Consider the following 18,873-nt stretch of genomic DNA (forward strand, 5'->3'; position numbering starts at 1 on the left):
ACCACTATTTTTAAGCCGGCTGGTTTTGGGCGTGCGGGTACACACGGGTGTATTTCTGCCTGAAATTGATTAGCCGCCGGCCCAAGCCTATACCGGGCCTTGCAACCCTGGCCCGGCGGCGGGGCTCTTTCCGGCATTGAGGCGGCGCTTTTTGTCTGCGCAGCTAATTATGTTGAAATTTACCGGCCGCTTTTGGCGTTGGCCAAAAACGGAGCGACGAGTTGACTCGGGGCCGCCCAGCCCGCTACCAGCTGCGTCGCCTTTGCTTTTTCTTCTGACATGACTCAAGTGTTTCGTTTGGCGGCCCTGGTGCTGCTGGCCCTGATTACCCTTAGCGCCCAGGCGCAGACGCTGGCTGGCCTCGGCCGCCCCAGCCCCGGCCGCCAGGTAATCGACGGCATCATCGTGAAGGTGGACAACCAGATTGTGCTGCGCTCCGACCTGGAAACCATCTACCAGCAGCAGCTGCAGCAGGCCGAAGGCAAACCCTTGCCGCCCGACATTCAGTGCAAGATTCTCCAGTCGCTCACGCTCAACAAGCTGCTGCTGGCCAAGGCCGAAACCGACTCGGTGGTGGTCAGTGATGAGCAGGTGACCGGCGAGTTGAACCGCCGCATGAGCTATTTCGTGCAGCAGATTGGCTCGGAGAAGAAGCTGGAAGAATACTACAACAAGCCTCTGCGCCAGCTCAAGGAAGAGCTGCGCGTGCAGGTGAAGGAGCAGCTGGTGCAGCAGAAAATGCAGGACCAGATTGCCGGCAAGGTGTCGGTGACTCCGCGCGAGGTGCGGCAGTTCTTCAACAAAATTCCCAAAGACTCGCTGCCCTACTACTCCACCGAGGTAGAAGTAGGCCAGATTGTGAAGCTGGCCAAGCCCGACGCCAAAGCCGAGCAGGCTACGCTGGCCAAGATGAACGATTTGCGCGCCCAGATTCTGGCCGGCGCCAGCTTTGCCGAGCTGGCCGGGCAGTACTCCGAGGACCCGGTATCGGCTAAGCAGGGCGGGGAACTGGGCTTCTTCGGCCGCGGGCAGCTGGTGCCCGAGTACGAGGCGGCGTCCATGCGCCTGCAGCCGGGCGGCCTCTCGCCCATCGTGAAGTCGCAGTTCGGCTACCACCTCATTCAGCTCATTGAGAAGAAGGGCAACACCTTCAATACCCGCCACATCCTGATGAAGCCCCCGACGGGCGGCACCGACGTGGACATGGCCTCGCAGGAGCTGCTGAAGCTGCGCACCCGCATTCAGGCCGACAGCCTCACCTTTGCCAAGGCGGCCAAGGACAACTCCGAGGACAAGGAAACCAGCGGCAACGGCGGCTTGCTCCAGAACCGCCGCGACGGTAGCTCCTACCTCCCCCTCGACCAGCTCGACCCGGCCATCTTCTTCACCATCGACACAATGAAGGTGGGCAGCATCTCGAAGCCCCTGCCCTACCGCACCGACGACGGCAAGGACGCGGTGCGCATCATCTGGCTGAAGTCGAATACGCCGCCCCACCAGGCCAACCTCAAGGACGACTACCAGAAGATTTCGACGGCGGCGCTGAACCAGAAGAAAAATAAAGCCCTCGACGAGTGGTTTGCCCGCAACCGCGGCACCGTGTTTATCGAAGTAGACCCGCAGTACGCCGACTGCAAATTGCTGGATACCGAACAGTAACTAGAGGTGAGAAGTTAGAAGTGAGATGTGAGAGCTTTTTCACATTTCTCTGTCGCGCCCCTGCATCCGAAGTCTAGTATCTCACGTCTCAGTTCTCATGTCTCAAAAATTCTCCTCGGACAAAGAAGCGGCTGACGCCCTGGCACAGTCGTACCGCACGCTGCGGCAGGAAATCGGTAAGGTTATCGTCGGGCAGGACGAGGTGGTGCGGCTGATGCTGACGGCCGTGTTTTCGCAGGGCCACGCCCTGCTGGTGGGCGTGCCGGGCCTGGCCAAGACGCTGCTGGTGCAAACCATCAGCAACGCCCTGGACCTCTCCTTCAACCGCATTCAGTTCACGCCCGACCTGATGCCCTCCGACATCGTGGGCTCGGAGACGCTGAATCAGCAGCGCGAGTTTCAGTTCGTCAAGGGGCCGATTTTCGCCAACATCATTCTGGCCGACGAAATCAACCGCACCCCGCCCAAGACGCAGGCCGCCCTGCTCGAAGCCATGCAGGAGCAGGCCGTGACGGTGGCCGGGCAGCGTTACCAGCTCCCGAAGCCTTTCTTCGTGCTGGCCACCCAGAACCCCATCGAGCAGGAAGGCACCTACCCGCTGCCCGAGGCCCAGCTGGACCGCTTCATGTTCAACATCACGCTGGACTACCCCAGCTACGAGGCCGAGCTGCAGATTGTGAAGAACACCACGGCCGACATCAAGCCCACGGTGCAGCGCATCCTACAGGCCGACGAAATCGACGCTTTCCAGCACCTGGTGCGCCGCGTGCCCGTCACCGACAACGTAATTGAGTACGCCGTGGGGCTGGTGCACAAAACCCGCCCCGGCGGGGCCCGTGCCGCCCAGCGTGCCACTCAGCTGCTGGAATGGGGCGCCGGTCCGCGCGCCTCGCAGCAGCTCATCATCGGGGCCAAGTGCAACGCCCTGCTCAACGGCAAATACTCCCCCGACATCGAGGACGTGCGCGCCGTGGCCCCGGCCATCCTGCGCCACCGCATCGTGCGCAACTTCAAGGCCGAAGCCGAAGGCGTATCGGTGGACCAAATCGTTCAGGAACTCCTTTAAGGGAATTAAAAATTAAAAATGAAGAATTAAAAATTGGCGTAGCGCCGCCAATCTTTCGCGGTAGCTTGGTCAGTTGGACACCTCATTTTTAATTTTTAATTCTCAATTTTTAATTGACCCTCATGGAAGTCCAAGGCTACTACGACAGCTTTCCCCGCAACCTGCACATGGTGGACGATGCCCTGCGCGCCGGCCTCGACCTGCGTACCACGGCCCTCGAAACCTCGCTGCCCCTGGAAATCTACGTGCTGAGCGAAGTGCTCAACCACGGCGGCGCCAGCTTCAAGCTCAGCACCGACGGCCTCGGCCGCGTGGCCGAGTTCAAGCAGCAGTACGAAGCCAGCTTCGAGGCCAGCAACGCTATCATGCAGCGCCTGCTCGACAACGCGAAGGATTACATGAAGACGCCCGAGGGCCGCGTGCTGACCAAGGAAATGCTCATCCGCCGCCTGGAATTCTTCAACGAGGCCGCCCGGCAGATGAACGTGATGCGCACCCAGCAGTCCTTGGGTAGCCCCGCCCAGTACCGCCACCCGCACCTGAGCGAAGCCGCCCTGATTTCGACGCTGCCGGCGCAGCGGTAGAACGAGCGGTTCACCCCGCTGTCATTGCGAGCGAAGCGCGGCAATCCTTCCTCTCGTGGCACGACGGCCCAACTGGCAATAACTCAAAACAGCCCCGCGCGAAACCAAGCAACTCTGGTTTCGCGCGGGGCCGTTTTCGGGCGGCAGGCATTGTAACGGCGGTGCTACTGGAGGAAGGATTGCTTCGCTTCGCTCGCAATGACTGCGGGGTGAGCCGTCTGCCTTACCCCAAATGCTGCCACTGGTCCTGCTTGCGGATTTCGGCGTGGCCGTCGTGTTCGTGCTTAAGGTCCAGCTCCCCTTCGGGCTCCTGCTTGAGCTTGCTGGGCACCTCGGCGCCGTGCGGGCCCTTGGAGTTGGTCACGCCGCCGTCGGCGAAGAACAGGGCGCCGGTGACGTAGCTGGCTTCGTCGGAGGCCAGGAACAGGTACACGTTGGCAATTTCCTCGGGGGTGCCGCGGCGGCCCATCGGGGTGCCCTCCACGGTCTGCTTTTCCATCTTGGCCGACATCGGCCCGGTTTCCTTGTGCGTCCAGGCCGTGTCTACTGGGCCGGGGCACACGCAGTTGGCGCGCACGCCTTCCTTGGCCTGCTCCACCGCCACACCCTTCATAAAAGCGTGAACGAAGCCCTTGGTGCCGCCGTAGGGCGTGTTTTCGGGAATGCCCATCCAGCCCGCCTCCGAGCCGGCCGACACCACGTTGCCGCGGGTTTTCTGCAGCTCCGGCATGGCCGCCCGCGTCATCATGAAGCAGGAGTAAATGTTGTTCTTGATCATGTACTGAAACGCCTCCACCGGGTACTTATCGATGGTGCCAGTGGCCGGGAATACGCCCGCGTTGTTGATCAGAATATCGAGTTGCCCGAACTCCTTGACGGCCGCTTTCACGCAGGCTTCGGCCTGCTCCTGCACGCTGATGTCGCCGGTGTAGGCCACGGCCCGGCCGCCGGCTTTCTGAATTTCTTCAACTACTGCCTCCACCGGGTCTTCGGGGAAGCCGCACACAACCACGGCGGCGCCTTCGCGGGCGAATTTCTTGCTGATGGCTTCGCCGATACCCGCGCCTCCGCCGGTGACAATGGCTACTTTGCCTGCTAATCGATTCATCTGAACTAGGGTTTTGGTGTGGGTAGAATCCGCGCCGCTCCATGGCCCGGGGCTTAATGCTAACGGGCAGCCGCAGCCGGGGTTACTCGACCATAAACCGCTTGAGGCTGTCTGCTAGCCATTTTCTGGCCGCCGACTTCTCTCCCGCGCAACCGTTTCGGCCCGCTTTGCGTGTGCCATAGCGCCGCCTATGACGCTCCTGCCCACGCTGCCCCCGACGCCCCTGCGCACGGCCCGCCTGCTGCTGCGCCCCTACCTGCTCTCCGATGCGCCGGCCTTTTTCGGCCTGCTCGCGGCTGAGGGGGCGCGCCTGCAGCCGGCCTTCCCGCGCCGCGTGGCCGCCGTGCGCACCTACGCCGACGCCCAGCAGCAGCTGCGCCTGTTCGGGGAGCAGTGGCGGCAGCGGCGCCTGCTGGTCTGGGGCATCTGGCATGAGGCCAGCGGCGAGTACCTCGGCGACATCAGCCTGCAGCCCGACACGCCCCGCATCCGCACCGGCGAAATCGGCTACTACCTGGCCACCGCCGCCGAGGGCCGGGGCTACGCCCGCGAGGCCCTGGCCGCCGTGGTGCAATACGCTTTCGGCCCGCTCGAAACCCAGCTGCTCACCCTGCGCTGCCACCCCGACAACGTGCGCAGCCAGGCTACCGCCGAGGCCCTGGGCTTCCAGCGCGTCGGGCCCGACGAGCCGGGCATCTGGCACTACGCGCTGAGCCCGAGCTGATAACTGGTCCGGCGGCTGATTGCTGGCTCTTAACCAGGCTTCCGTACCCACTGATACGGGTAAAACCATTGCATCAGAGCGTTCGGGCAGTCCGGTAGCTCGGAAACCATTGTTGGAAAGCTACCGGACTTCCGGTTGAGGCTCTTACACTTGATTCCGAGCCAACCGGACTTCCGGTTGAGCAAAAACAATGGTTTATGAGCCGACCGGAAGTCCGGTAGCTCATAAAAAACTGATTCCGGGCCAACCGGAAGTCTAGTAGAAGGCAAACCATTGTTTCCGAACGACCGGAAGCCCCGGCGGCACTTTCGCCTGCGTAACCCCGTCAGTCCCGCTTGAGCGTGGTCAGGCGGAACTCGCGGTTGAAGTTGATGTAGGTACCGAAGGAAAACTCCACCTGCTTGTTGGTGAAATCATAGAACGGCTCGAAGCGGGTGCTCAGGGTGAGGCCGTCGGTGAGCTTATAGTCGCTGAACAGGCGCAGGATAAGCAGGTGCCGGTTGCGCTCCGTGTAATTGGGGTTGCGCACCGTGTAGGAAATCGACTGGTAGAGCGGGCCGCCCTGGGGGGCAATAAAGCCGTTGCCGCGCCAGTAGCTGAGCTGGATTTTGGAGAAGCGCGTGTCGGCCCCCAGGTTCAGGTACAGGCCGCGGCCGTTCTTGTAGGGCAGCTCCCGGGTGAAGGAGTAGTCGTGGAACAAGGTGCCGTAGGCGTCGGCGTACCAGCTGTGCAGGAATTTGCGGCCCACCTCCTTGCGCACCCGCAGGCCGCTGGCGAAGTTGAACAGGGTCAGCAGCGGCGTTTCGATGGTATCGAGCTGGCCGCCGCGGTGAATGGCCAGAAACTGGAACGGCACCCGCACCAGCCAGCCGCTGGAGTCGCGCACCACGGCCGCATCGGCCACCAGCCCGCCAGCAATGCGCTCCTGAAAGTCGCTGAAGCGGTACTGCTGCCGCTGCCAATCCACCCAGGCGTCGATGTCCCAGCGGCGGGTGGTGTACTGGTACTGCATGCCCTCCTCCAGCCGGTTGAGCATCACCCGCTCGAAGTCGAACAGGGGCTCGATGTAGTTGTGGTTGAGGTGCGCGTCGATGTTGCCGAACAGGATGCGGTGCGGGCCCGTCTGGTAAATGGCCGTGAACAAGGGCTGCACCTGCCGCATCCGGGGGTTGCCGTAGTCCTTATAAAGGAAGATGCCCGCTTCGAGCCGCAGCTTGGGGCTGGGAAAGTAGGCCAGCCGGGTAGCCAGCTGGGTGCCGTAGTAGGTGCGGCCCTCGAAAATCTTGTTGAAATATTCGTTATCCTTCGTGAACAGGAAGCTCTGCACCGCCAGCCGCAGCTGGTTGTCGTACTCGGCTCGCACCGGGGCACGGTACTGAAACGCCCGGTTGTCGAGCTGCCCCCATGCTAACGGGCTTATAAAAATCAGAAACCCAGCTACTAATAGTTTTAGCAAAGATTTTCTCATATATTTATTGCGCAGTTGGCACAAAAAGGCGGTCGGCTGTGTTAGAAAAAGCCGCCCGAGAACGGCCCTGACGCGGTTTTTACCGTATCAGCCCCGGGCTTCGGCGGCCCCTTTCCGAAAGGACTTTCAAACCTACATCATATCTCCCAACCCAAGCACAACATGGCTGCTACCACGGACAAAGCTGAAAAAACTGGCACCAACCCGCAGGCCGAGAAACTGAAGGCGCTGCAGCTCACGATGGACAAGCTCGACAAAGCTTACGGCAAGGGCACCGTCATGAAGCTGAGCGACAACAAGGTGGGCGACATTGCCGCCATCAGCACCGGCTCGCTCGGTCTGGACATTGCCCTCGGCATCGGCGGCCTGCCCAAAGGTCGTATCGTCGAGATTTACGGGCCGGAATCGTCGGGTAAGACCACGCTGACCATGCACGCCATTGCCGAAGCCCAGAAGAAGGGCGGCATTGCCGCGTTCATCGACGCCGAGCACGCCTTCGACCCGGTCTACGCCCAGAAGCTTGGCATCGACACCGAGAACCTGCTCATCTCCCAGCCCGACAACGGCGAGCAGGCTCTGGAAATTGCCGACCAGCTCATCAGCTCCGGCGCCATTGATATCTGCGTCATCGACTCCGTGGCCGCTCTGGTGCCGAAAGGCGAACTGGAAGGCGACATGGGCGACTCGAAAGTGGGTCTGCACGCCCGCCTCATGTCGCAGGCCCTGCGTAAGCTCACCGGTACCATCAACAAGACCGGCTGCTTGTGCATCTTCATCAACCAGCTGCGCGAGAAAATCGGCGTGATGTTCGGCTCGCCCGAAACCACCACCGGTGGTAACGCCCTGAAGTTCTACGCCTCCGTCCGCCTCGACATCCGCCGCATCGGCCAGATCAAGGAAGACAAGGACAACGTGACCGGCAACCGCACCAAGGTGAAAGTGGTGAAAAACAAAGTCGCGCCGCCCTTCAAAGTGGTCGAGTTTGACATCATCTACGGCGAGGGCATCAGCAAAGTCGGCGAAATCCTCGACCTGGCTACCGATATGGGCATCATTGCCAAGTCGGGCTCCTGGTTCTCGTACAACGGCAACCGCCTGGGCCAGGGCCGCGAAGGCGTGAAAACCATCCTGCTCGACAACCCCGAGCTGGCCGACGAAATCGAACAGAAGGTGCGCCAGATGGCCAAGGGTGAGCCCGAAGCCCTGGAAGCCGCCATTCCCGTCGATATGAGCGGCCCCGAGGACGGCGAAGACACGCTCTAAGCCTTATCCGCTTTCGTTGAAAAAGCCCGTGGCATACGCCGCGGGCTTTTTTTGTGGCTTGGCGTCGTTCGTGGCGTCCGCGTCGTATGCCGCGGGCGACAACGATATCTTTTCGGCCGCGCGTTATTTTAATTAACCTCTGAACCACAAGCACATCGATATCCGTTGAACTGCCGGCGCGCAAAATCCCGTATATGGATTTCACGCGGCAGCCAGGGCCGGTATATTTGCTTGGCACCTGCTTTGCGTTGCGCCTACAACCGCCTGCTTATTGCTTGTTTGTTTACATGAATCGTCGCCCCTGGCTTCTGCTTTCCCTTCCCGCCTTGCTGAGTGCCGGCCTGATGGCTTTTACGCCCAGTGAAGCCCCGCGCACCGTCCGCAACGACAGCTTTCGGCGCGGCGAAACCATGCAGTACAAGGTGCACTACGGCCTGATTACGGCCGCCGAAGCCACCATCGAGCTGGCCGACGACATTCACCGCGTCAACGACCGGCCCTGCTACAAGGCCACCGTGACGGGCCGCACCACCGGCTCTTTCGACCTGTTTCTGAAGGTGCGCGACACCTGGCGCTCCTACATCGACACCACCAGCATCCTGCCGCAGCGCTTTTTCCGCAACATCGAGGAAAACAACTACCGCAAGCGCGAAACGGCCGACTTCGACCACATCAAGAATATGGTCAACGTGGAGTCGCACAAGCGGGACAAGAACAAGATCAAGCGCGAGTCGTTCAAAGTGCCCGACAACGTGCAGGACTTGGTGAGCGGCTTCTACTTTCTGCGGACGCTGGACTACTCGAACCGCAAAGTCGGGGAAATCATCAACGTGAAGGGCTTCTTCGACGACGAGGTGTTCGACATGACGGTGAAGTACATGGGCCGGCAGAACGTGGAAACCAAGGCTGGCATCATCCGCGCCATTCGCCTGACGCCCAAGATGCCCAAGAACAAGCTGTTCCGCGGTGAAGACGCCATTTCCGTGTACCTCTCCGACGACCGGAACAAGATTCCGGTGCTCTTCGAGGCCGAAATGTTCGTCGGCTCGGTGAAGATTGACATGTACAAGGCCAGCGGTTTGAAGAACAAGCTGGCGCTGGTGGCAAAGAACTAACGGTTCGGTCCGCTGTCATTGCGAGCGAAGCGAAGCAATCGGTCCTGTACAACGTGTAACGTGACAAGAAGCACCGCCCGAAACTTGCGTCTGCAGGTTCGGGCGGTGCTGTTTTCAGTCCGTGCTTCTCGTACCGTTGTGCCTCGGGAGGAAAGGTTACCACGACTGCGCCTCGCAATGACTACAGGGTGACCCGCTTCCTGGTCGCTGCGCGGGTGACAATCAAGCAGTTCACAATATGGTAATACGCAGACTCGCGGGCCAGGCGGTATTTTTGTGGCGCATCGCGTGTCTTTGCTCACCTAAGTCACTTTCCCCGTGCAACATTCTGCCGCTTCTACCCCCGCTGGCCCCTACAAGATTCTGGTAGTCGACGACGACCCGGACATCGTGGAGCTGCTCGAATACAACCTGCGCAAGGAGGGCTACGAGGTGGCTACCGCCCCCGATGGACGCAAGGCCCTGGAAGTAGCCCCGCAGTTTGGGCCCGATATCATCCTGCTCGACGTGATGATGCCCCACCTCGACGGCATTGCCGCCTGCCGGGAACTGCGCGCCATGCCCCGCTTCAAGGATACATACATCCTGTTTCTGACCGCCCGCTCGGAGGAATTTTCGGAAGTAGCCGCCTTCGACGCCGGCGCCGACGACTACCTGAGCAAGCCCATCAAGCCCCGCGCCCTGATGAGCCGCCTGGCCGCCGTGGTCCGCCGCGACCTGGAGCCCACCGCCCCGCAGTCCGACGTTATCGACATCAACGGCCTGCGCATCGACCGCACGGGCTTCGCCGTGTACCAGGACGGGCGCAAAATCACGCTGCCCAAGAAGGAGTTTGAGCTGCTGGCTTTCCTGGCAGCCTCGCCCCACAAGGTGTTTGGCCGCGACGAGCTGCTGCAGAACATCTGGGGCAACGACGTGTTCGTGCTGGCCCGCACCGTGGACGTGCACGTGCGCAAGGTGCGCGAGAAAGTAGGGGAGCACCACATCCAGACCATCAAGGGCGTGGGCTACAAGTTCAACTCGGATAATTGATGAATGATCAAATGGCTGGATGGCTAAATGGTTGATTGTTCTGCTGCCAGAACGACCAGCCATTTAACCGTCCAGCCATTCGACCATTTAACCCGTTAGCCATTTAACCACGACCTTTGCGGTGAAGAGCAACCAAACCGTCGTTCCGGCGCTGTGGAATGCCGTGCTGAGCCGCGTGGTGCGCAAGCCCGCGGCCCGGTCGGCGTTTTCAGCCCAGGAGGCGCCCATTCCGTTCGTGTTTCGCCTGCATCTGTCGTCCCGGGCCATTGCCATTATCATTGCCCTGCTGGTGGCCGGGGTACTGACGTTTTTTGCCGCGCTGGCGCCGGGCTTGCCCTTCGAGCGGGCCATGCTGGCGGGCGGCTTCACGGTGGCGGCCTGCTTCCTGCTGATTTACCTCTCCTTCGAGGCCCTGATGTTCCGCGAGGTCAACCAGATTTACTCGGGGCTGGAGCACGTCAAGCGCAAAGAGTTCAAGAAGCTGTCGAACAAGTTTCTGTTTCGGCCCGAGCCGCTCAAGCGCATGCGGGATGAAATTCTGGACATGGCCGTGCGCCGGCAAAACGAAATCGACGAGCTGAAGCGCCTGCAGCAGCTGCGCTCCGACTTCCTGGCCGACGTGTCGCACGAGCTGAAAACGCCGATTTTCGCCGCCCAGGGCTTTGTGCACACCGTGCTCGACGCCGACGAGGACGAAGTGTTTATCCGCGAAAAGTTTCTGCTCAAAGCTGCCACCGCCCTCGATGCCCTCGACGCGCTGGTGCAGGACCTGGTGACGATTTCGCAGCTGGAAAAAGGCGTGGTGCGCATGCGCAAGCAGTCGTTCGACCTGGCCCAGCTCGTGCGCGACATTTTCGACCAACTGGAGCAGAAAGCCGAAAAGCGCCGCGTGACCCTGCACCTGCACCCCGTGAACCTGCCCGCGGAGGGTGTGCCCGTGCTGGCCGACCGTAACCGCATCCGGCAGGTACTTATCAACCTCATCGACAACGCCATCAAGTACGGCCGCGAGGAAGGCCACGTGACCGTGGCCCTGCACGACGCGGGCAAGTCGGTGCGCATCAGCGTGCACGACGACGGCGAAGGCATTGCCGAGGAGCACCAGCGCCGCATCTTCGAGCGGTTCTACCGCATCGACAAGAGCCGCTCCCGCGACTCGGGCGGCTCGGGCCTGGGCCTGGCCATCAGCAAGCACATCGTGGAGGCGCACAAATCAACCATTCGGGTGCGCAGCGCCGCGGGCCAGGGTACCACGCTGGAGTTCAAGCTGGCCAAAACCCGGCAAGCCCCCACGGCCGGCTAAGACTGGCATTAGGCTGGCGCCGGTTTAGGCGTCGAAGACGGTGTAACCGGTGCCTACCATAAAGCAGGTTTCCAACCTGCGTAGGGCGTTGTTGCGTTCCGTCGGCCCAGCAAACAACCAGACAGGCGCTGGCCGCAGGCTGAAAGCCTGCGTTATAACAGGCACCGGTTACGCTCACTTCGTTTCGCTAAACCGGCGCCAGCCTGTTATAAAAAACGGCCGCCAGTACGCTGGTGGCCGTTTTGTTGAATGCTATCAGGTGACAGGGCTTAGCTCGACTTTCGGCCGGAGCCGCCGGGCTTTTTGCCGCCGCCGTCCTGCTTGTTGACGGTGGCCCAGGCCCGCCGCTCGGCCTCCTCTTCGGAAAGGCCGCGCTTCTCGTAGCTGTCCTCGATGTGCTCGGCCTGGCGTTTTTGCTTGTCCGTGTATTTGGATTTATCTCCCTGGGGCATGGCTGTAAGTGTTTTGGGGGTGGGAAAATACAGCGCGGCACTGCCCGGGTGTACGCAGCGCGGCGCCCGGGGTTCTGGCCCCAAACGCGGCCACAAGGCCCGAGCTAGTATCTTCGCCTGACCAAATCCTGCCTCATGCGCCACGTAGCCGATATTCCGCATCCCGAGATGAAACTCACGCTGCTGGCGTGGAACGGCAAATACCTGCTCAAGTGCGAGCAGGGCCCCTTCGAGCAGACTTACAAGGTGGCCGAACTAGACTTGCTGGGCGGCGACGCCGAGCTGCCGCAGGTACTCGACGAGGCCTTTGTAGCCGCTGTGCTGCGGCGCTTTGCCGAGATGCGCACCGACTTCGGGGACGCGCTGGAACGGCACGATTTGGTGTAACCCGGCCCCCGCTTCTCCCCTATCTTGCCCGCTATGAAGACTCTTTTTTCCCGCGTCCTCTTCCTGGTGCTGCCGCTGGCAACCCTGGCTGCCACCGATGCCACGGCCCAGGTGTACGATGTGCACACCAGCACCGTGAACGTAGACAAGCGCGAACGGCCGGCCCTGAAGGTGCAGGTGGAAGGCAGCGCCAAGGAAGCCCGTGACTTTTGGCAGCAGTTTCTGAAGGACAGCTACAATATCAAGATTAAGTCGGGCGGGGTGCTGGGCCTGGGTGGCAACAAGGACGTGATGCTGGCCAAGCAGACGCCGGTGTCAAGCGTGTCGGGTAAGCTGCTGGACCTGTACACCAACGTGGTGGCGCCCACCGACAGCACGGCCGAAGTGCAGGTCTTCGCCGCCTTCGACAACGGCACCACCTGGCTCGACCCGGACAAGACCCCCTCGGAGTTTGCCGCCCTGCGCACCATGGTGCAGAGCTTCGCCAAGGAATACCGCCCGCACCACTACAAGCTGGAAGTGGAAGCGGCCGAAAAGCAGCTCGTCGAAGCCGAAAAGGAAAAAGCCCGGCTCGACAAGGAAATCAAGGGCCTGGCGGCTGATACCGTCAGCAACCTGGCCCGCATCCAGCAGCTGCGCGAGCAAAACGTGCAGCACGCCGCCAAAATCAAGGAAGACCAGCAGAAGCTGACGCAAAACGCCACCGAAACCGAGCGCCGCAAGATTCTTGTGCAGCGCCGCCGTGACCGGCTTTCCGCCCTCGACCGTAAGTAGTAGCCTGAACCGCAGGCTCTGTGCCGCTCCGCCATGGACAAACCCGACTCGTCGCCCCTCGAAACGCTGCGCCAGCTCAAGGAAATGCTGGACGCGGGCGTCATCACCCCGCAGGAGTTCAACTCGCTGAAGCAGAAGCTGCTGTTTCCGGACGCCCCGACGCCCCCGGCCGCTTCGCCCGCGCCGGCTCCGCTGCCGCCCGCCCCCATTATGGAGGCGCCGACGGCCCCGGTAGCCGTGCCGCCGCCTGCGCCGGTGGAGCCCGCGCCGCGGCGGGTCGAAGAGCACCCCGTGGCCGACATCACGCCGGTGATTCCGCCGCCCGTCGACGACCCGCTGCTGCCGCCGGTGGTGGCCGCGCCGGGCGCCACGCCGCTGGAGCCCGTGGTGCTCGACCCGCACACCCAGCGCCCCACCGAAGGCCCCGTCGACGTGCAGGACTACTACCACGACGGCCCCGCCGACGAGCCGCGCAAGTCGCCGCTCGGCCCCATTCTGATTATTGGGGGCGTTATCGTCCTGCTGGCCATCATCGGCTACCTGGTGCTCGGCTCCCGCAGCTCGGAGCGGCTGACCAGCAACTCCATCACGGCCGCCGACACCACCGCCGTGCAGATTGAGGAGGGCCCGCAGGCCGAGCAGTTGGATTTGCCGCCCGCCGCCGTGCCCGAAACCGTGCGCGTGCAGCCCAACATTCCCGTCACGGCTACCCCCGTCGATTCGGCGGGTGCCGGCGCCCCGGTGGTAGATGCCGCCGCCGCCGAAGCCGCCGCCCGCGCCCAGGTGCAACGCGTGCTGACGGCCTTCTACAACGATTTGCAGACGCCGCCCTTCAGCGCCGCCCAGTACTTCGCCCCGCAGGTCGAGCGGTTTTTGCAGCTGCAGAACACCACGCCGGCCGCCATCGATGAGAACCTGAGCAGCACTTACTTCCCCGAGTTTGCGGAAAGCAAGTACAGCATCAGCCCCGGCACGCTGCAGATCAGCCCGCCGGCCGAGGACGGCTCCGTGACGGTGACCTTCCAGGAGCGCGGCCGCTCCTTGCGCAAGTCGCTGAATCAGTACCAGCAGACGCTGACGCAGGTGCGGGCCCGCTTCGACAACACCGGCAAGCTGACTTTCTTCCGCCAGGAACGCCTGCTCGAAAACAAGTTTACCGACGCCAAGCCGGCCGCTACTCCCGCCCCTGCCCCGGAAACGGCTCCGACCCAGGAGTAGCCCCATGACTGCGCGGGCCTTTATCTGGACTTCGGCACTACTCGTGCTGATGCTGAGCAGCTGTATCCGGCTGCTCAAGCCCATCCGTAGCTTCGACAGCTACACACCGCCCCCGGCGCCCGACTACAGCCAGCCGGCCAGTTGGGCCACCCTGCCCACCCGCGCCGACTCGGCCGATGCCGTGCCGGCCAACAGCGGCTTGCGCAGCCGCCAGGCCACGGCGCCCGCCGACGTGTTCTTCCTGCACCTGACCACGCGGATGAAGCCCCGGGGCTGGAACGCCGATATTGCCAACCGCCACGTCAACCGCTACACCGACCGGTTCAGCATCCGTACCCAGGCCAGCGTGTTCAACGCCGCCGGCCGCGTGTACGCCCCGCGCTACCGGCAGGCCACGCTCTATACTTTCTTCGATAGCACCGCCAACAGCCAGCAGGCCCTCACCCTGGCTTACTCCGATGTGAAGGCGGCTTTCGAGTACTACCTGGCCCACTACAACCAGGGCCGCCCCATCATCATTGCCGCCCACAGCCAGGGCACCTACCACGCCCGGCGCCTGCTGCGCGAGTTTTTCGACCGGGACCCGGCCCTGCGCCGCCGCTTGGTGGCCGCCTACCTCGTCGGGCTGAACGTGGACACGGCGGGCTACCGGGTGCTGCGCCCCTGCCGCGACTCGCTGCAGACGGGCTGCTACGTGAGCTGGAACACCGGCTCCTGGGGCCACGACTACCCGCCCTACCACGGCGCCCTGGTCACCAACCCGCTCACCTGGCGCGTCGATACGGCTTACGCCCCGGCCAGCCTGAACCGCGGCAGCGTGCCGCTCTCGTTCCGGCGCATCGACCGTCCCGGCGTGGCCGACGCCCAAGTGCACGACGGCTTGCTCTGGACCCACCCCTCGGGCCGCCGCGGCTACTTCCGCTTCCCGCTGCCGGGCAAGTGGGAGCTGCGCCACTCCTTCCACCTCAATGACTACGGCCTGTACTACCTCAGCGTACGGCGCAATGCCCTGGCTCGGCTCCGCGCCTGGCAACGGGCCAATCCCTGATACCCACACCCGGCCCAGTGCCCTGCCTCAGCCGCCACCGGCCAGCTGCTGCTCGAATACCCGGCGGTAGCGGGCGGCCACCCCAGAACCCGGCTGCCAGTGGTCCATCACACCGAACTGGCCCCAGAATGCGGCTTCCTCAAACCCGGCAAAGTCCTGCGCTGCGGCCAAAGCTAAATTATGCAGCTGATAGGCCATAGCTCCCGCAAAATCCACGTACGCCGCTTGCTGTTCGGCGCTCAGTTCACATGAGGGCCTGGCCGCGGGTGCCAAGCGGATTTCCAGCAAAAAGTGGTAGAGTAGGTAGCGGTAAGCATTCCGACGGTCTTCGCTCATAGCGCCCCAAGGTAATACCTGACGCAAAAAGCCCGCTGACCAGACGGCCAGCGGGCTTTTTAGCGTAAGCGGGAGCTGCTTAGTTCAGCACCGACGACTGGCTTTTCAGTACCTGGCGGGCCATGGCCAGGTTGGTATCGGCCGAGTTGACGGCCAGGTAGATGAACTTGCCGCCGTCGGGCGAGAGCTTGAGCAGGTGCAGCTGGTCGGTCAGCGTGAGCAGGATGTCCTGCACCACCTGGTTCAGCTTCAGGGCCTGGATAGCCTTCAGCTTCTGCTTGATAACCTCCGTGTTGTAGGCAGCGGCGGTTTCAGCATCGAAAGTGGCCAGGTTGGAGTGGTGCGCCAGCGGCATGCCGGTTTCGGTTTCCACAACCGCCACGGCAACGAGCGAGGGCAGCTCTTTCAGGATGTTCTGGACGCACTGTTGAGGAGTGATGTTAGCCATGATAAAGGCGGAGGGGAAAAGAGAGATGAAGTTGAAAAAGCAGAAAGGAAAGCGGGCTTAGCTGGCGGCGCGCCGCAGTGCGTCCCGCAGGAGTGCCATATTGGTATCAGCTTGGCGTACGGCCACGTAGCAAAGCCACTGGCCGTCGGAGGTAGTGCGCAGGGCGTGCAGCTGCTCGTCGAGCACAAACAGCAGATCGTTCAGCTGCTGACCGGCTACCCACGGGGTAGTCGTTATTTTCTGCACCTGGCGCATGAGCTCCGCGTTGCGCCCGCTGATTTTATACGGGTCGAAATTGACCAGCGAAGTGTAGGCGGCCATCGTCTTGGCTGATTTGATGTCAACCACCGCGGCCGCCACCAGTTCGGGCAAAGCCTGAATCAACTGCTTGATTACGCTGTCGGCTTTGTGGCGGTCAATGCCCAATGCGTCTCCCGTGATTTTCTTCACAACCGGTTTGTGCAGAAAAGGAAGTCTCATTTAGCAGAGGTTACTGCGGGCGTTCAGGCCCGGAAAAGAAACATGTTGGGTAAGCGGGACGAGTCCGTTGGTAGTGTCTGCGGGGCCAGAGAGCTTTCCTGCAACTGCAAGAAAGCTCTCGGGTGGCCAGTACCGCATGAAGACGGGAACCGCGGCTTCTCGCAGGTGGAGTACCCGTCTTCGGCAGGCCGGTTAGAAGAACAACCAGCGCTTTTTAGCAGCCTTTTCCTGCGCGCGGGGCACCAGGGTCACGTTTTCGGTGCGGCTGCCGGTGACGGTCATTTCTTCCTCCGCATATCCGCCGTAAGCGTACTGCAGGGTAGCTTTCTGGTGCGCCGGTACGCGTACGGTGTACTGCCCGTTGGCGTCGGTGCTCACCCCGTTGCGGGTGCCCTTCTGCCACACGGTAGCCCCGATGAGCGGGCGGCCGTTTTCGTCGAGGATGCGGCCCTTCACCGATACCATCCGGATAGCAGCGGCTTCGGCGGGAGCCGCGGCCAGTTCAGCGTCGTCCAGCACCGGGGCGTTGGTGGGCAGGTTGGTACCGGCAAATACGGCTCCGCCCAGCAAGGCGCCCCCTACCACCAGGGTAGCAGCCCGACGGCGGAAGCGCTCCGGCTCGGTACGAATCAAATCGAACTGCCGCTGTACCCAGCCTACGGGTTTTACAGCGTGCCCAGTGGTTTTCATTTCATGGAAGCGGCGTAGCGTCTCGTCGGCCAGGCTTTTATTGGCTTTCAGATAGGCGTCAACCAAGTCCGTGTTTTCGCTGGATAAGTCCCCGCGCAGGTAGGCGTCCCTGTAGGCGGGCAACAGTTCACCCGTGGCCGGGTGAAACGGCGTAGCACTTAGTTTCATTTTGGGAAAATTGAGGTGTTGCGAAGGCAAGAAGCCGTGGTGAAGCGGAGCAATAAGTCAGATTGGCCCACGAAATTATAGCGCTAAAAGGCTGTAGAAGGACTTTTTCGATGAATGGAACGTTTTAGCGGCTTAATAAACGTTTTTACTAGCCTAAAAGACTTGTACCAATATGGGAAAAATAAGTATGATTCCGATATTAAAAATTCAAAATAATATGAGAATTGTATAATCAATAAAATAACCGTAATGATTTGATAATATCTTTAACCAATCAGCTCAGTATTCATCAAATCATTAAAAAATACCATGGTAATCCGTATAAATACTAAGCTCAATAGCTAATGCTCATTAAAAAAGAAAACCCGCTGGCTAAGACCAGCGGGTTTTCTGCTTTGAGGGGCTCTGACTTAGGCGCCGATAGCTACGCGCTTGAAGTCGGTTACCGTCATGCCTTTCGACGTCTTGTCGAGCAGCTGGGCGATGGTCACCGAGCTGTCCTTCACGAACTCCTGGTTCAGCAGGGTCTGCTCCTTGTAGAACTTGTTCAGCTTGCCCTGGGCAATCTTCTCCAGCATAGCCTCGGGCTTGCCTTCGGCGCGGGCCTGCTCTTTGCCGATTTCGATTTCGCGCTCCACGGTAGCAGCGTCCACCCCGTCTTTGTCAACGGCTACGGGGCGCATGGCTACGATTTGCATGGCTACGTCGCGGCCCACGGCGGCTACGTCGGTGCCGCTGGTGTTCTTCAGGCCTACCAGCACCCCCTTCTTGTTGTCGGAGTGGATGTACGAAGCCACTTTCTCAGCGGTCAGGGTTTCGTAGGCTACCACGTCGATTTTCTCGCCGATTTTGCCCATCAGGTCGGTGATGTGCTCCTGCAGCGAACGGCCGTCCTCCTGGGTAGCGGCCAGCAGGTCTTCCTTGGTGCCGGCGTTGGTCTTCACAGCCGAGTCGATAACCAGCTGAGCCAGGGCTTTGAAGTCAGCCACTTTGGCTACGGGCTCGGTTTCGCAGGCCAGGGCCACCAGCTTGCCGGTGGTGCCGTCTTCGCTCACGCTAGCCAGCACTACGCCTTCCGAGGTAGCGTTGTCCGAACGCTTGTCGGCAATTTTCTGGCCCTGCTTGCGCAGGATGTCTTTGGCTTGCTCGAAGTCACCATTGGCTTCGGTCAGAGCCTTTTTGCAGTCCATCATACCGGCGCCGGTCATGGCGCGCAGCTTGTTCACGTCTTGGGCGGTAATTGCCATAGCGGTGAAAATTGGGAGAGATTGATGAGGGTTTCTCTGGGATGACTGCGGCTTGTGACTTCAGAACGTCATGTCGAGCTTGTCGACACATCTCGCGTGCTGATGCCCGATAGTGGAATCCTCGTTCAACGAGAAGATTACTATCCAGCGAGATTGGCTTGCGCCTTCCTTCGGTTCCTCGGCTTCGCTCGGAATGACGTTCTAATGCCGTCTTTCTGGTTCAGCCGCAGCTTAAAAAAGAAGGGAACACCGGAGCCCTTTGCTTCGAATGTTCCCTCCTCTCAAATCAGGGGCAGTGCGGGA

20 protein-coding genes are annotated in these 18,873 nt (G+C 61.4%); 12 read left to right on the plus strand and 8 right to left on the minus strand.

Going from position 1 to position 18,873, the window contains the following annotated elements; genetic code table 11:
* The first annotated feature begins 279 nt into the window (after positions 1–279).
* The 3 genes from EJV47_RS14055 to EJV47_RS14065 all read left to right on the plus strand — a co-directional run bounded on the left by EJV47_RS14055 (position 280) and on the right by EJV47_RS14065 (position 3,309).
* The gene (locus EJV47_RS14055) at positions 280–1,659 is read left to right on the plus strand and encodes a peptidylprolyl isomerase (RefSeq protein ID WP_126693791.1); all 1,380 of its coding nucleotides are present in this window, start codon (positions 280–282) and stop codon (positions 1,657–1,659) included.
* A gap of 97 nt (positions 1,660–1,756) precedes the next feature.
* Complete coding sequence (locus tag EJV47_RS14060; protein ID WP_126693792.1) at positions 1,757–2,725, plus strand: AAA family ATPase; 969 nt, start codon at positions 1,757–1,759, stop codon at positions 2,723–2,725.
* Positions 2,726–2,847: 122 nt separating this feature from the next.
* Positions 2,848–3,309, plus strand: a complete 462-nt coding sequence (locus EJV47_RS14065) for a hypothetical protein (protein WP_126693793.1) — start codon at positions 2,848–2,850, stop codon at positions 3,307–3,309.
* Positions 3,310–3,532: 223 nt separating this feature from the next.
* Here EJV47_RS14065 and EJV47_RS14070 read toward each other — a convergent pair whose 3' ends face one another.
* A complete protein-coding gene (locus tag EJV47_RS14070) occupies positions 3,533–4,417 on the minus strand; it encodes an SDR family NAD(P)-dependent oxidoreductase (protein ID WP_126693794.1) in 885 nt (294 codons plus the stop codon).
* 190 nt (positions 4,418–4,607) lie between these two features.
* On the opposite strand from EJV47_RS14070, the gene EJV47_RS14075 reads away from it, so the two are divergent.
* Positions 4,608–5,141 (plus strand): GNAT family N-acetyltransferase, encoded by a 534-nt coding sequence (locus EJV47_RS14075; protein ID WP_126693795.1) that lies wholly within the window; start codon positions 4,608–4,610, stop codon positions 5,139–5,141.
* Positions 5,142–5,466: 325 nt separating this feature from the next.
* On the opposite strand, the gene EJV47_RS14080 is transcribed toward EJV47_RS14075, so the two are convergent.
* Complete coding sequence (locus tag EJV47_RS14080; RefSeq protein WP_126693796.1) at positions 5,467–6,504, minus strand: hypothetical protein; 1,038 nt, start codon at positions 6,502–6,504, stop codon at positions 5,467–5,469.
* 267 nt (positions 6,505–6,771) lie between these two features.
* Here EJV47_RS14080 and recA point away from each other — a divergent pair, with 267 nt between their 5' ends.
* The 4 genes from recA to EJV47_RS14100 all read left to right on the plus strand — a co-directional run bounded on the left by recA (position 6,772) and on the right by EJV47_RS14100 (position 11,322).
* On the plus strand, positions 6,772–7,872 hold the full coding sequence (recA, locus tag EJV47_RS14085) for a recombinase RecA (RefSeq protein WP_126693797.1): 1,101 nt from the start codon (positions 6,772–6,774) through the stop codon (positions 7,870–7,872).
* A gap of 287 nt (positions 7,873–8,159) precedes the next feature.
* The gene (locus EJV47_RS14090; RefSeq protein ID WP_126693798.1) at positions 8,160–8,987 is read left to right on the plus strand and encodes a DUF3108 domain-containing protein; all 828 of its coding nucleotides are present in this window, start codon (positions 8,160–8,162) and stop codon (positions 8,985–8,987) included.
* Positions 8,988–9,305: 318 nt separating this feature from the next.
* Entirely contained in the window at positions 9,306–10,019 is a 714-nt protein-coding gene (locus EJV47_RS14095; protein WP_126693799.1) for a response regulator transcription factor, read from the plus strand.
* A gap of 121 nt (positions 10,020–10,140) precedes the next feature.
* A complete protein-coding gene (locus tag EJV47_RS14100; protein ID WP_243651160.1) occupies positions 10,141–11,322 on the plus strand; it encodes a sensor histidine kinase in 1,182 nt (393 codons plus the stop codon).
* A gap of 269 nt (positions 11,323–11,591) precedes the next feature.
* Here EJV47_RS14100 and EJV47_RS14105 read toward each other — a convergent pair whose 3' ends face one another.
* Positions 11,592–11,774, minus strand: a complete 183-nt coding sequence (locus EJV47_RS14105; RefSeq protein ID WP_126693800.1) for a hypothetical protein — start codon at positions 11,772–11,774, stop codon at positions 11,592–11,594.
* Between the two features lie 135 nt (positions 11,775–11,909).
* On the opposite strand from EJV47_RS14105, the gene EJV47_RS14110 reads away from it, so the two are divergent.
* Genes EJV47_RS14110 through EJV47_RS14125 form a run of 4 tightly spaced genes read left to right on the plus strand, consistent with a single transcriptional unit; the run spans position 11,910 to position 15,201 of the window.
* Complete coding sequence (locus EJV47_RS14110) at positions 11,910–12,161, plus strand: hypothetical protein (protein WP_126693801.1); 252 nt, start codon at positions 11,910–11,912, stop codon at positions 12,159–12,161.
* 33 nt (positions 12,162–12,194) lie between these two features.
* Positions 12,195–12,935 (plus strand): hypothetical protein, encoded by a 741-nt coding sequence (locus EJV47_RS14115; RefSeq protein WP_126693802.1) that lies wholly within the window; start codon positions 12,195–12,197, stop codon positions 12,933–12,935.
* A gap of 33 nt (positions 12,936–12,968) precedes the next feature.
* Positions 12,969–14,153, plus strand: a complete 1,185-nt coding sequence (locus EJV47_RS14120; RefSeq protein ID WP_126693803.1) for an SHOCT domain-containing protein — start codon at positions 12,969–12,971, stop codon at positions 14,151–14,153.
* 4 nt (positions 14,154–14,157) lie between these two features.
* A complete protein-coding gene (locus EJV47_RS14125; protein ID WP_126693804.1) occupies positions 14,158–15,201 on the plus strand; it encodes a DUF3089 domain-containing protein in 1,044 nt (347 codons plus the stop codon).
* A gap of 27 nt (positions 15,202–15,228) precedes the next feature.
* Here the strand turns inward: EJV47_RS14125 and EJV47_RS14130 are convergent, their stop codons facing one another.
* The 5 genes from EJV47_RS14130 to tsf all read right to left on the minus strand — a co-directional run bounded on the left by EJV47_RS14130 (position 15,229) and on the right by tsf (position 18,570).
* Positions 15,229–15,537 (minus strand): hypothetical protein, encoded by a 309-nt coding sequence (locus EJV47_RS14130; RefSeq protein ID WP_126693805.1) that lies wholly within the window; start codon positions 15,535–15,537, stop codon positions 15,229–15,231.
* A gap of 79 nt (positions 15,538–15,616) precedes the next feature.
* Complete coding sequence (locus tag EJV47_RS14135; protein WP_126693806.1) at positions 15,617–15,985, minus strand: hypothetical protein; 369 nt, start codon at positions 15,983–15,985, stop codon at positions 15,617–15,619.
* A gap of 57 nt (positions 15,986–16,042) precedes the next feature.
* A complete protein-coding gene (locus EJV47_RS14140) occupies positions 16,043–16,465 on the minus strand; it encodes a hypothetical protein (RefSeq protein ID WP_126693807.1) in 423 nt (140 codons plus the stop codon).
* 192 nt (positions 16,466–16,657) lie between these two features.
* On the minus strand, positions 16,658–17,323 hold the full coding sequence (locus EJV47_RS14145; RefSeq protein ID WP_126693808.1) for a carboxypeptidase-like regulatory domain-containing protein: 666 nt from the start codon (positions 17,321–17,323) through the stop codon (positions 16,658–16,660).
* Positions 17,324–17,733: 410 nt separating this feature from the next.
* Positions 17,734–18,570 (minus strand): translation elongation factor Ts, encoded by an 837-nt coding sequence (gene tsf, locus EJV47_RS14150; protein WP_126693809.1) that lies wholly within the window; start codon positions 18,568–18,570, stop codon positions 17,734–17,736.
* Positions 18,571–18,873 lie beyond the last annotated feature (303 nt).

Origin of the sequence: Hymenobacter gummosus (genome assembly GCF_003970915.1) — a bacterium.
GTDB classification, from domain to species: domain Bacteria; phylum Bacteroidota; class Bacteroidia; order Cytophagales; family Hymenobacteraceae; genus Solirubrum; species Solirubrum gummosum.